This window comes from Pseudomonas quebecensis (assembly GCF_026410085.1).
GTDB lineage: Bacteria > Pseudomonadota > Gammaproteobacteria > Pseudomonadales > Pseudomonadaceae > Aquipseudomonas > Aquipseudomonas quebecensis.
The window spans coordinates 2,890,109-2,901,851 of record NZ_CP112866.1; the positions used below are offsets into that span (position 1 = coordinate 2,890,109).

13 protein-coding genes are annotated in these 11,743 nt (G+C 62.1%); 2 read left to right on the top strand and 11 right to left on the bottom strand.

Translation table 11 applies throughout. The features are described from left to right. Positions 1–49: 49 nt before the first annotated feature. Positions 50–271 carry a hypothetical protein gene (locus OSC50_RS13500; RefSeq protein WP_181077237.1) on the top strand — a complete coding sequence of 74 codons (222 nt, stop codon included), beginning with the start codon at positions 50–52 and terminating at the stop codon, positions 269–271. Between the two features lie 98 nt (positions 272–369). Here OSC50_RS13500 and OSC50_RS13505 read toward each other — a convergent pair whose 3' ends face one another. The 10 genes from OSC50_RS13505 to OSC50_RS13550 all read right to left on the bottom strand — a co-directional run bounded on the left by OSC50_RS13505 (position 370) and on the right by OSC50_RS13550 (position 9,915). Continuing rightward, positions 370–864, bottom strand: a complete 495-nt coding sequence (locus OSC50_RS13505; protein WP_266249020.1) for a GNAT family N-acetyltransferase — start codon at positions 862–864, stop codon at positions 370–372. Positions 865–1,037: 173 nt separating this feature from the next. After that, on the bottom strand, positions 1,038–2,141 hold the full coding sequence (gene zapE, locus OSC50_RS13510) for a cell division protein ZapE (RefSeq protein WP_253506972.1): 1,104 nt from the start codon (positions 2,139–2,141) through the stop codon (positions 1,038–1,040). A 15-nt stretch (positions 2,142–2,156) separates the two neighbouring features. Next, entirely contained in the window at positions 2,157–2,492 is a 336-nt protein-coding gene (locus OSC50_RS13515) for a nuclear transport factor 2 family protein (protein ID WP_181077234.1), read from the bottom strand. Positions 2,493–2,543: 51 nt separating this feature from the next. Next, positions 2,544–3,260 (bottom strand): helix-turn-helix transcriptional regulator, encoded by a 717-nt coding sequence (locus OSC50_RS13520; RefSeq protein WP_181077233.1) that lies wholly within the window; start codon positions 3,258–3,260, stop codon positions 2,544–2,546. A gap of 152 nt (positions 3,261–3,412) precedes the next feature. Next, positions 3,413–6,070, bottom strand: a complete 2,658-nt coding sequence (pepN, locus tag OSC50_RS13525; protein ID WP_266249018.1) for an aminopeptidase N — start codon at positions 6,068–6,070, stop codon at positions 3,413–3,415. A gap of 13 nt (positions 6,071–6,083) precedes the next feature. Then, positions 6,084–6,914: a DUF2797 domain-containing protein gene (locus OSC50_RS13530; protein ID WP_181077353.1), complete on the bottom strand. Its 831-nt coding sequence runs from the start codon at positions 6,912–6,914 to the stop codon at positions 6,084–6,086. Beyond that, entirely contained in the window at positions 6,911–7,171 is a 261-nt protein-coding gene (locus tag OSC50_RS13535; RefSeq protein WP_034097057.1) for a YeaC family protein, read from the bottom strand. Before OSC50_RS13535 ends, OSC50_RS13530 begins: the two co-directional genes overlap by 4 nt. 13 nt (positions 7,172–7,184) lie before the next feature. Then, a complete protein-coding gene (locus OSC50_RS13540; RefSeq protein ID WP_181077231.1) occupies positions 7,185–8,057 on the bottom strand; it encodes a rhomboid family intramembrane serine protease in 873 nt (290 codons plus the stop codon). Continuing rightward, positions 8,054–9,028, bottom strand: coding sequence for a metallophosphoesterase (locus OSC50_RS13545; RefSeq protein ID WP_409567511.1), 975 nt, complete (start codon positions 9,026–9,028; stop codon positions 8,054–8,056). The genes OSC50_RS13540 and OSC50_RS13545 overlap by 4 nt, the downstream gene beginning before the upstream one ends. After that, positions 9,025–9,915 carry an NAD(+) kinase gene (locus OSC50_RS13550; protein ID WP_003217892.1) on the bottom strand — a complete coding sequence of 297 codons (891 nt, stop codon included), beginning with the start codon at positions 9,913–9,915 and terminating at the stop codon, positions 9,025–9,027. Before OSC50_RS13550 ends, OSC50_RS13545 begins: the two co-directional genes overlap by 4 nt. A gap of 146 nt (positions 9,916–10,061) precedes the next feature. Between OSC50_RS13550 and OSC50_RS13555 the strand changes: the two genes are divergently transcribed. Then, complete coding sequence (locus OSC50_RS13555) at positions 10,062–11,009, top strand: DUF1853 family protein (protein ID WP_266249015.1); 948 nt, start codon at positions 10,062–10,064, stop codon at positions 11,007–11,009. A gap of 126 nt (positions 11,010–11,135) precedes the next feature. Here OSC50_RS13555 and OSC50_RS13560 read toward each other — a convergent pair whose 3' ends face one another. After that, a complete protein-coding gene (locus OSC50_RS13560; protein WP_219855185.1) occupies positions 11,136–11,738 on the bottom strand; it encodes a vWA domain-containing protein in 603 nt (200 codons plus the stop codon). Between the last annotated feature and the right edge of the window lie 5 nt (positions 11,739–11,743).

The following is an 11,743-nucleotide window of genomic DNA, read 5'->3' on the forward strand; positions in this document are numbered from 1 at the left end:
CTGATCATGACATGACCGGATACCGATTACTGTTAATGGGAAAACCACGATGAAATGCTCCACCCTGATATTTGCCGGCCTGATGACGCTGACCTCCGCCGCCGCCTTTGCCGAAGGCGGCTCCGAGCGTTCCAAGGCGTTCTATGACAACTTCACCTTCATTCAGCAGCAGGCTCACGGCGCTACCCAACAAACCGCGTCCGCCGATGGCAAAGACTTCAAAAAAGCAACGGTGGAACAATCCACCACCGAGCAACAACCCAAGAGTTGATTTAATCCTTAGTTAATCCGCAACACGCTCTGCCATTACGCTCCTTTGGCAACAGTGAACTTTGGCGCCATGCATTGGCGCCTTTTTTTTGCCGGAATTTAATTAAGCGATTTATTCCAGAACAGCATGCGGCCATGGGCCGGGTCGAACATGCCTGCCTCAAAGCCGAACTTGCGGTAAGCCGATTGCGCCACGTCGTTACCTTCAAGAACTTCCAGGGTGATTTTGCAGCACCCGCGCTGCCTGGCGATTTCCTCGACCTTCTGCAGCATTTTCTGACTCAATCCCAGCCCTCGAAAACCCTCCATCACCACCACGTCATGGACATTGACCAACGGCCGGCATGCGAAGGTGGAAAAACCTTCAAAACAATTGACCAGCCCCGCAGGCTCACCGCCGACAAACGCCAGCACACTGAACGCATGCGGCCGTTTGGCCAGCTCCGCCGGCAGCTGCTCCAACAGATCGCGTGGCAGGCTGTGCCCGCCACCCATGGGGCCTTCGGCGTAATGGTTAAGTACCAGGGCAATCGCCTCGGCATGCACGGCGTTGGTATAGCTGGCTTGCAGCACCAGGATGTCAGGGGTGTCCATTTCCGTCCTCGATAGCAACAACTAGGGAATCAGCTCCCTTTGAGGGCACGATTGTAAGCATGGAGTCGGCGGGAGATGAAGGAGATTAACTACAAATACCTGCGTGAAAGCGCGAAGGCTTCATGGGCACAAAGCCGTCGATGGCGGGTCGTTACGGACGGGTCCTACGGATATCAGCCGAAACGCCGCAGCTGCATTTCCTGTAAACGGCTCAGGGTGCGACGGAAGGGAAACTCCAGGTAGCCCTCGGTATACAGGCGCTCCAGCGGTACTCGGGCCTCGAGGTACAACGGCACCTTGCGGTCATAACACTCGTCCACCAAGGCGATAAAGCGGCGCACGCTGTCGTCGTGCACCGACAAAGCAGGCAGTTCGCGGTCACCGGCCAGAACGCGCTGGGCCGCGTCTTCGGTACCACGGGCAATCCGGCCCGGCCGTCGTTGCGCACTCAACTCAGGTACCTCGCCGAGCAGAATCGCCTCGAAGCGATCGCACAACAGCATAAAATCCATCGCCGCCAAGGGTTGCTCGCACAGGTCGACATAGCGGCACCAGAGCACGTGTTCGCTGGCCTGTACGGTGGCGATACTGCGATGCCCCACATCGAGCGGCCCGCGAGTCAGCGCCTGCCCTTCGGCCAATCGTTCGAATACCTCGGCGAGTACCTCGGGCTGGTTGACCCAATAGCGCTGCTGGGCAACGCCGGGGTGCAAACGGTGATCTTCACTGCCGTCCACCGCCACCACCTGCATATGCCGCTTGAGCGCCGCAATGCCCGGCAGCAGGCGTTCACGATTGAAGCCATCGGCATACAACTGATCGGGTGGCTGGTTGGAGGTGCAGACCATGACCACGCCCTGCTCAAACATGACCTGAAACAACCGGCCGAGGATTATCGCGTCGCCGATGTCACTGACGAACAACTCATCGAAGCACAGCACCCGCACTTCCCGGCTCAACTCCCGCGCCAATGCCTGCAGCGGATCCGGCGTACCGCTCAACTGGAACAAACGCTGGTGCACCCATCCCATGAAATGATGAAAGTGCTGGCGGCGCGCGGGTACGCGCAGGCTTTGATGGAACTGGTCCATTAACCAGGTTTTACCACGCCCCACCGGGCCCCACAGGTAAACGCCGCTGAGGGATGAGCGGCCCTGATGCAGAGCCTGATGACACGCTTGCAGGGCCTCGACCGCGCGGCGCTGAGCGACGTCGGTAACAAAACCCTGTTGGTGGATGGCGTGGTGGTAGGCCGCGAGCGGCGAGTCGAAAGTCATGCCCGCCAGTATGACCTACACGGAAATGTCCAGGCGTGAAATCTTACCCTGCTCGTTCAGGCGAAAGGTGTAGCGCAGCTCCAACGGGCTGCCTGGGAAATTACCCGACACCACGTTGCGCACCAGTATCTTGCCGGTGCGATGTTGCACATTGAGCACCTCGACCCTTGGCTGATAGCGGTGCGCCGTGTCTTGCATCCAGCGCGCAATGGCAGCCGTGCCGACAAGGTGCCCGCCGTCATCGAACACATTGGCATCTTCGGCAAACCATTGGGCAACGGTCGAGGTGTCGCGGGTATTGGCGGCCTCAAGATAGGCGGCGATGGCCGGGGCCAACTCGGGAAGGGACATGGCACAACTCCTTTTGGTCAATTTTGCAGGCCATGTTAAGCCGCGGTTGTGTCAGTTTTTGTCAGGAGTGAACTGGCCGCTCTCATTACTTTCCATCTGCTTGCGCCAGGCCCGCAGCCAGTCGCTGCGACGCCCTGGATAGCGTTCGCCACGGGCCTCGGCGCTGGCCACGCGGTCAGTGCGAAAGGTGCGATAGGCGCCGCGCAGTTCACACCACGCGACAATCACCCGTACCTCATTCAGAAAGCCCAGGGCCAGTGGCCAGATCAGGCGGTGGCTTTGGGTTTGGCTGGCGTCCGCATAATCAATGTGCAACTTGGCCTGGCCGCGTATCGCTTCGCGAAACACATTCAACGGCACACGGTTTTCCGGATAGCCGAAACCCGGCGGTCCCGGCAGTACGGTCGGGTTGCGTAAGGCTTCCTGGGCGGCCGGGTCCAGCACATCGGCGATCTTCGCCAGTGCGTTGGCGGCGGCGCGGCTGAGCACGTCGTCGCCGCGCTGATCCACATAACGCAACCCCAATACGATCGCCTCGGTTTCCTCGGCATTGAGCATCAGTGGCGGGAGGAACAGGCCGCTGCGCAACACATACCCTACCCCGGCTTCGCCGAAGATGGGGGCACCCAGCGCGGTCAACTCAGCGATGTCGCGGTACAACGTGCGCTCGGACACCTCCAGCTGCGCAGCCAGCACGGCAGCCGTCACCGGGCGCTTTCGGCCACGCAGGGCCTGCAATAAGGTCAATAAACGAGTGGTGCGCGACACGTTGATGACTCAGGCGGGGAAGGAAGCCGCAGCTTAGCATTTACTCCTGACAGAACATGTCAGGAGCAAATGGCTGCGGTTTTTCTGGGTCGGTGGGTGTTTTTGATAGGGCTGCTTCGCAGCGCGGCGCGAAGCGGCAACTCACCCCGCCCTTACGCCAGACTCTTGCTGACCACCTCGAACACATCGCTGGACAGACCGCCGGACGCAAGGATGCGCTCCAGTTCGGCCTTCATCAGCGCCTGGCGCGCGCTGTCGTATTTACGCCAGCGAGTCAGTGGCGCCAGTTGGCGCGAGGCGATCTGGGGGTTAAAGCCGTTCAACTGGATCACCAGGTCCGCCAGGAAGCGATAACCCGAACCGTCCGCCGCGTGGAAGTTGATCAGGTTCTGCCCGGCAAAGGCGCCGATCAGCGCCCGCACCTTGTTCGGGTTCTTGAGAGTGAACGCCGGGTGTTCCATCAACGCTTTGACCCGGGCCAGCCCGCCTGGCTGGGTGCTACCCGCCTGCACGCTGAACCACTGGTCCATGACCAGCGGGTTGTCCTTGAAGTTCTCGGCGAACACCGCCAACGCCTGGGCTTTTTCCGCTTCGAACGGAGAATTGACCAGCACTGCCAGCGCTGTCAGGCGTTCGGTCATGTTGTCACACGCCTCGAACTGCTCCAGGGTGGCCGCCAGCACTTCGGATTTGCCACTGAGCATCAGGTAGGACAACGCGATGTTCTGCAAGGCGCGTCGTGCAAAGTGCTCGGCCGACGCCACATAAGGCGTTTGCCGCGACAGTTCGCGATTGGCCTGGTAACGCAGCCACAGGGTTTCGAACACATGATCGGCCAGTTGCTTGCGTGCAAATTCGCGGGCCGCGTGAATGGCGTCCACATCGGCCACTTCGCTGATTTCCGTGAGGTAAGCTTCGCTGGGCAACGAGAGCATTTCTGCGACCATGGCCTGGTCCAGGGTTTCGTCCATCAGCACCGTGCGCAGCGCGTCGATCAGACGCTGATCCAACTGCAGCGGCTGACCGGCCTGATGCTGCCCGATCAGTTCCTGCAATACCTGCACCGAGAGTTGCTGGCCGGCATCCCAACGGTTGAAGCCGTCGCTGTCGTGCTGCATCAGGAACATCAGCTGATCGCGGCTGTAGGGGAAGCTCAGCTTCACCGGCGCCGAGAAACCACGCAGCAGCGACGGCAATGGCTGCTCGGCGATATCGACGAAGGTGAAGGTCTGTTCGGCCTGCGTCACCGACAGCACGCGAGAGGTGCCGGCGGCGGCGGCCTCACCTGCCAGGCGCAGCGGGAGGTCGGCGCCGTTGCCGTCCAGCAGGCCCAACGCCACCGGGATTACGAATGGCAGCTTTTCCATCTTGTCCGGGGTGGGTGGGCAGCTCTGGCGGAAGGTCAGGCTGTAGGTTTTGGCGGCGGCATCGTAGGACTCACTCACCGCCAGACGCGGCGTGCCGGCCTGGCTGTACCAGCGCTTGAACTGGCTGAGGTCCACGTTATTGGCGTCTTCCATGGCCTTGATGAAATCGTCGCAGGTCACGGCCTGGCCGTCATGACGTTCGAAGTACAGGTCGCTGCCCTTACGGAAACCTTCGGCGCCGAGCAAGGTGTGGATCATGCCGACCACTTCCGAGCCCTTTTCGTACACGGTCAAGGTGTAGAAGTTGGAGATCTCGATAAAGCTGTCCGGGCGCACCGCGTGAGCCATGGGGCCGGCGTCTTCGGCGAACTGATGGGTACGCAGGTAGGCCACGTCCTGGATACGCTTGACCGTCGCCGAGTTCATATCGGCGGAAAAGCCCGAGTCACGGAACACGGTAAAGCCTTCCTTGAGCGACAGCTGGAACCAGTCGCGGCAGGTCACGCGGTTGCCCGACCAGTTGTGAAAGTATTCGTGGGCGACAATCGCCTCGACCCGCTGGTGCGCGGCGTCGGTGGCGGTTTCGGCGCGGGCCAGCACGGCGCTGGAATTGAAGATATTGAGGCCTTTGTTCTCCATGGCGCCCATGTTGAAATCGTTGACCGCCACGATCATGAAGATGTCGAGGTCGTACTCGCGGCCGTAGGTTTCTTCGTCCCAGCGCATGGATTTTTTCAGGCTGGTCATGGCGTGTTGGCACTTGTCGATGTTTTCCGGCTCGACGTAGATGCGCAGCGCCACTTCCCGCCCGGTCATGGTGGTGAAGCTGTCTTCGACGCACCACAGGTCACCGGCCACCAGGGCGAAAAGGTACGCGGGCTTCTTGAACGGGTCTTCCCAGGTCGCCCAGTGGCGGCCGTCTTCACCAGGGCCGCTGGCGATCGGGTTGCCGTTGGAGAGCAGCACCGGGTAGCTGTGCTGCTCAGCGATGACCGTGGTGGTGAACCTGCTCATCACATCCGGGCGGTCAAGGTAGTAAGTGATCTTGCGAAAGCCCTCGGCTTCGCACTGGGTGCAGAACATACCGCCGGATTTGTACAGGCCTTCCAGCGCGGTGTTGGTTTCCGGGTGGATGCGCACGCTGGTGTCGACGGTGAACGTTTCACGGGTCGGCTGCAGGGTCAAGTGGCTGTCCGTCAGCTGATAGTCGGCCTCGGTCAGTTCCTTGTCACCCAGATTGACGCTCAACAGCTCCAGTTGCTGGCCATCCAGCACCAGCGGCGGCAGGCCGGCGCCACGCTCGGGGTTGCGGCGCATCACCAGCTGCGCGTGGACCAGACTGTGGTCCTCGAACAACTCGAAGGTCAGGTGCGTCTCGTCGATCAGGTAGTCCGGCGCCTGATAGTCCTTCAGGTAAATCATCTTCGGTTGTTCGGTGCGCATGGTGAGCATCCTTCTACTGATGCACGGCGAGCTGGTAGGCCGTGTACTTGCGAATATTGATAACGCCGGTGTCGAAGATCAGGTATTGGCCTTTGATCCCCAACAGCGTGCCTTCGGCAATCGGGTTCTTGTCCAGGTTGAAGCTGACGATCTTGGCCGGGTACTGCTCGACCGGATAGCGAATTTCGATCGGTTCGACGTCGGCAATGGTTTGGATGGCCTGCAGGCCAAAGCGTTCCTGCAAACCCAGCAGGCCCTCGGCGCAGGTGGCGAATAGATCGTCACGCACTTGCTTGAGGTTCACGCTGGCGGCGTCGCCCTTGAGCAATGCCCGCCAATTGGTCTTATCGGCCACCTGACTGCGAAACAAGTCTTCGACAAAACCGGACTGCTGGCGCGTGGCCACGCGCATGATCGGTAACGCTTGGCTGGCGCCCTGATCCAGCCAACGCGTCGGCAACTGGGTGGCGCGAGTGATGCCGACCTTGATCCCGGAGGAATTGGCCAGGTACACCACGTGGTCGGTCATGCAGAACTGCTCGCCCCAGCCCGGATCGCGGCAGGTGCCGGCGTCGTAATGGCAGCGCTCGGGGCTCATGATGCACAGGTCGCATTGGGCCAGTTTGGTCATGCACGGGTAGCAATAGCCCTGGCTGAAACTGGTCTTGGTCCTGCGTCCGCAATGGCTGCAATGAATGGCACCGAGGTATTCCAGGCGCACGTGGGTGCCGATCAACGGGTTGACCGGCACCTCGGTATCGCCCAGGCGAAACGCATATTGAACGGTCGGTTCACCGAGTTTCGCCGACATTTTACTGACTGCACCGCGCCCAATTTCAATCAATGGATCGCGTCCGACTTGAACAGGATGTTCGGCACGGTGGTGGACTTCGACTGGCATTCCTGCGGCCCCATGTAACCGGTGCGCTGGTCTTCCGGCAGGTTCTGGATTTCCCAGGCGATCATCGCCTGCAACGACAGCTCGCGCTGCTCGGCGGTGAGCTTGCGGCCGTCGGACCACTTGCCGATCTCCACGGCGAGCTTGAGGCTCTGGTAGATGTCCGGGGTGATGTTTTCGATCATTTCAGCAAAAGAGGACATGAAGGCTCTTCCTTTAATTAAGAGGCGTTTTACGGCGGCTGTAGAGCCCGCCCAGCAAGCCGGTAAAGCAGCCGACCACAAGCCCGCCCACATGGGCCGCGTTGGCGATTTCACCGAAGCCGATCATCGATACCAGCCCCGACAGGCACAGCACCAGCCATATCAGCATCATCGCCAGCACCCCACGGGGCAGACGATAGGTCGGGTTGGGCGACAACAGCTGATAGATCCAGCAATGCCCCAGCAGGCCATACAACACGCCGGACAACCCGCCAAACAGGCCGGGCCCGCCGTAGGCGTATTGCGCGTAGTTGGAGACCAGGCTGAATAACAGGGTCAGGCCGAGCAGGTTGATACTGCCCTGGCGCGCTTCGATGCGCCGACCGAGTTCCCAGTACCACATGCCGTTCATGGCCAGGTGCAGGATGCCGAAGTGCAGCAGCATCGGCGTGACCAGCCGCCACCACTGCCCCGACGCCAGGCTGTCGGCGAGCGGGGTGAACTGGATATATTCGCCCAGCACCCGAAATGGCAGGAAGCTCAGCCAGCTCATCGCCTGCAGGTTGTCGCCCAGCAGGGTCAACGCCCCCACCACCAGGCTGGCCAGCAGCACCAGCGCGGTCACCGGACTGCGTCGCACTTGCTGGGCAAAGCCAGGGCGCGCCACGGGCGCCTGCTCCGGAATGTCCAATTGCCGGTCCGGGTCGCCCGCCGGGAAACGTTGATACAACACGCGCACATCGTCGCTGATGCTTTCCGGCACCCACAAGACCTGCTCGCCGGCCTCTTCGCTGACGCGATGGGGCACCTGCATGCGTTGCAGCAGCTTGACGAAACCGCCGAGGTCGACGCTCAGGGGCAAGCGCAATACCGCCACGCTGCTCATTTCATCACCTGCGGCCGCTCAACATCGACCCATACGAACTTGCTCGGATCCAGGCGTGTTTCCTGGTCCAGTCGATAGGCCACCAACTTGCCGTACAGCACTGCGCTGTAGTCCAGGCAGGCCAGGTTGGGGCGAATCGGCGCCGGCTTGCCGCTGCGCCAGTAGTGGCCGACAAACAGCAACGGCTCGTCGACGCCATAGCGCAGCAGGGAATTTTTTTCATGGGGCGACAACGGCGTGCGCGCCACCGGCTCGGGCAGCGCGTCGGGCTGGAACACGATGTCGCCGTAGGTCTTGGGATCGTCTTCCCAGAACTTGGTGCGAAAGAACGAACGCGTCAGGCCGTCGCCGCCGGTCAGCGTCAGACCGCCGGGCAGGCGCATATCGGTGCCGCGCAGCAGGCGGTCGAAGGCATTGCAGGCAAAGCTGCCGGGGACGGCGGCGGCCTGCAGGAAGTGCGGATCGATGCAGCCATCCGGGAACGTGGCACGCAAAGGTTCGATGAAACTCTGATCCCAGCAGGCATGCACCACGCGAAAACGCCCGGCATCGACGAACAACGGCATGTCGTAGAACCAGCCCAGGAAGTCCTGCCAGTCGGCCGGATGCTGCTCGAACTGGGTCAGGGTTTCCTGGATCAGCCGCGCGTGCCGTGGGGTGTGCTCGCGCACGAACTGCTTGCCGCTGCCCGGCGGCGCCGGCGTGGTCCAGCCCAGGGCGTTGAACTCGTGGTTGCCCATGATGCACAGCGCCTGGCCGGCCTCGGCCATGTCGTGGACGATATGCAACGCTTCGCGGATGCGTGGGCCACGGTCGATGATATCGCCGAGGAACACCGCCATGCGCGACGGATGTCGCCAGGTGCCGGCCTGCTTGTGGTACCCCAACTGGTCGAGCAAGTGCTCAAGGGTATGAGCGCATCCGTGCACGTCTCCAATCAGGTCGTAGCTACGCGCGGGATCGAGCATCAGTCGCCTCCACCCCCCAAGCGGCTGCCCCAGCCCAACTTGGTGCGGCACACTTCGTAGTAGTTGTGATCCAGCGGGTGGATCAGGCGCAACTTCTGTGCCTTTTTGCTCACGGTGATGGTGTCACCGGGGGCGCAGGTGAAATGGTTCTGCCCGTCGCAGGAGACTTGCGGGTAGATCTGCATGTCTTTGGACACCACGATTTTCAGCTCACTGTTGCCATCGACCACAATCGGTCGGCTGGACAACATATGGGGATACATCGGCACGATCACAATGGCATCGAGCTTGGGGTGCATGATCGGGCCGCCGGCGGACAGTGCATAGGCAGTGGAGCCGGTGGGCGTGGCGACAATCAGGCCATCGGCCTTCTGGCTGCACACGAACTGACCATCGATATACAGCTCGAACTCGATCATGCGCGTGGATTTACCAGGATGCAGCACCACATCATTCAGCGCGTCGCCCTGGCCGATGGCTTCCCCGTGGCGACGCACTTCGGCTTGCAGCAGGAAGCGGTTTTCCACCAGGTAGTGGCCGTCGAGTACCTTGGCCACTTCGACTTCCAGCTCATCGGGGCGGATATCGGTGAGAAACCCCAGGCTGCCCCGGTTGATCCCCAGCACCGGCACGTTATGCCGCGCCAGCGCACGGGCCGCGCCGAGCAGGCTACCGTCGCCGCCGACCACGATCACCATGTCACAGACTTCGCCGAGCATCTTGCGTGACGAAGTCTGCAGGCCGTGGCCGGGAAGGATTTCGGCGATGGTGTCTTCGAGGATCACATGCAGGTGGCGCTCGAGCAGAAACTTCTTAAGCCGGCGGACGGTGTCCAGCACCTGGGTACTGCCCAGGCGACCGATAATGCCGATATTGCGAAATTGCTCCATGGGGCTCCTGCGGGCGTTGGGGTGTGGCAAAAAAGAAACGATTATGGGCGAAAGGTCGCGCCAGGCAAAATCCTTTGTCGCCACGGAGCCTTGATGACAACGGTTCTCAGCCCCCTTCAACGCAGTGAAAAGGCTATGCTCGGACCATGACTGTGTTCCCCGATCTGCTCAACCTGCCCCGCCTGCTGCGCCACCCCGAGGTGCGCGACCTGGCGTGGGTGATCCTCGCCCCGCCGATGCTGGCGCGCGCGCCCTGGCCGCAGCGCCACCCGCTGGCGGGCAGTGACTGGGTGCAAGCGCCGGATCGGCTCGAACACTGGCTGCACAGCCTCGACCAGGACAGCGGCGCCCTGCGGCACTGGTTGAGCCTGTCACGCACCCGACGCCTGGGGCTGTACTACGAGCGTTTGTGGCAATTCGCCGTGCAGCATGCGCCGGGCGTGGAACTGCTGGCCGCCAACCTGCCGATCCGCCGCGCCGGGCATACCCTCGGCGAGCTGGACATGCTGCTGCGCGACCGCGACGGCGTGCATCACTTGGAACTGGCGATCAAACTCTACCTCGGCCCGCAGGATGGCAACGGCCAGGACAGTGCGCAGTGGCTGGGCCCCGGCTGTCACGACCGGCTGGACCGCAAACTGGCGCACCTGGCCCAGCACCAACTGCCGATTTCGGCACGCCCGGAAAGCCGTGAAGCCTTGGCGGCGCTGGGTATTCAGGCGTTCGATGCGCATTTGTGGCTGGGCGGGTATTTGCTCTATCCCTGGCCCGGCCTGGCCGAACCACCGGCTGGCGCTCACCCTCAGCACCTGCGCGGGCGTTGGTTGCATCAGCGCGATTGGCGGGATTTTGTCGCGGTCAGCGCGCCCGGACGCTGGCAACCCCTGCCCCGCCATGCTTGGCTGGCGCCGGCGCACTACCCGGCGGACGAGGTGTGGAGCGAGGAACAGATGCAGGCCTGGCTGGCCGACCTTGATCCGATGGCGCCCGCGCAGCTGCTGGTGCGCATGGTGCAGAACGGTGAAGGTTGGGAGGAAGCCGAGCGCTTGTTTCTGGTGGCGGACCTTTGGCCGAATGTGCCGGGGGCTGGTTGATGGAGGGGGTGGTGTAGGTGAGTGCCTCATCGGGGGCAAGCCCCCTCCCACATTTGACCGAGTACACCCTTTGGAATGCTGTCGAGTGTGGGAGGGGGCTCGCCCCCGATAGCGGCGACACCGGCACTACAACTTATCGATATGCCGATAATCCAACTGCAACCCAGCCGCCAACTCCCGGGCCCGCCCCAGCCTGATCGGCCCGCGCTCGATATCCACCAGCAACCCCGCACACGCCAATAACGGCAACCCGCCGATGTCCTTGAGCCGCCCATCCGTAATCACCAACACACGCTGCTGCTCAGCCGGATACTGCTTGCGTCGCGCCATCAACCAATGCTGCGCCTCGGTCAGCGCCGCCAGCAACGGCGTTCCACCGCCGGCGCCCAACTGATCCAGCCAGCCGGTCAGGCCTTTCGCAGCTTTCAACCCCTGAACCTGCCATTTCGGCACCTGACCACTGGCGGTCAACAACGCCATGCGCGCGCGTTGCCGGTAGGCGTCGTCAAACAGCTGGGCGAGCAAGCCCTTCGCGTCGGTTAACGCACGATGCCGCCGGGTAGACGCCGACGCATCGACAATCACCAGCCACAACTCATGGGCCGAACGGCTGCGCAGATGGTAGCGCAGGTCTTCACGGGAATGCGGCCGGCCGCCGAGTAAGGTTCCGGGCCAGTTGATTGCGCCCTGCCGCGCGCTGCGCGCCTTACCCTGCCTGCCGTTGTCCAGTCGCC

What these genes read in the sequence shown, in the direction of transcription:
- OSC50_RS13500 (WP_181077237.1), top strand. Translation starts at nt 50, where the DNA reads ATGAAATGCTCCACCCTGATATTTGCCGGCCTGATGACGCTGACCTCC.
- OSC50_RS13505 (WP_266249020.1), bottom strand. Translation starts at nt 864, where the DNA reads ATGGACACCCCTGACATCCTGGTGCTGCAAGCCAGCTATACCAACGCC.
- zapE (WP_253506972.1), bottom strand. Translation starts at nt 2,141, where the DNA reads ATGACTTTCGACTCGCCGCTCGCGGCCTACCACCACGCCATCCACCAA.
- OSC50_RS13515 (WP_181077234.1), bottom strand. Translation starts at nt 2,492, where the DNA reads ATGTCCCTTCCCGAGTTGGCCCCGGCCATCGCCGCCTATCTTGAGGCC.
- pepN (WP_266249018.1), bottom strand. Translation starts at nt 6,070, where the DNA reads ATGCGCACCGAACAACCGAAGATGATTTACCTGAAGGACTATCAGGCG.
- OSC50_RS13535 (WP_034097057.1), bottom strand. Translation starts at nt 7,171, where the DNA reads ATGTCCTCTTTTGCTGAAATGATCGAAAACATCACCCCGGACATCTAC.
- OSC50_RS13540 (WP_181077231.1), bottom strand. Translation starts at nt 8,057, where the DNA reads ATGAGCAGCGTGGCGGTATTGCGCTTGCCCCTGAGCGTCGACCTCGGC.
- OSC50_RS13550 (WP_003217892.1), bottom strand. Translation starts at nt 9,915, where the DNA reads ATGGAGCAATTTCGCAATATCGGCATTATCGGTCGCCTGGGCAGTACC.
- OSC50_RS13555 (WP_266249015.1), top strand. Translation starts at nt 10,062, where the DNA reads ATGACTGTGTTCCCCGATCTGCTCAACCTGCCCCGCCTGCTGCGCCAC.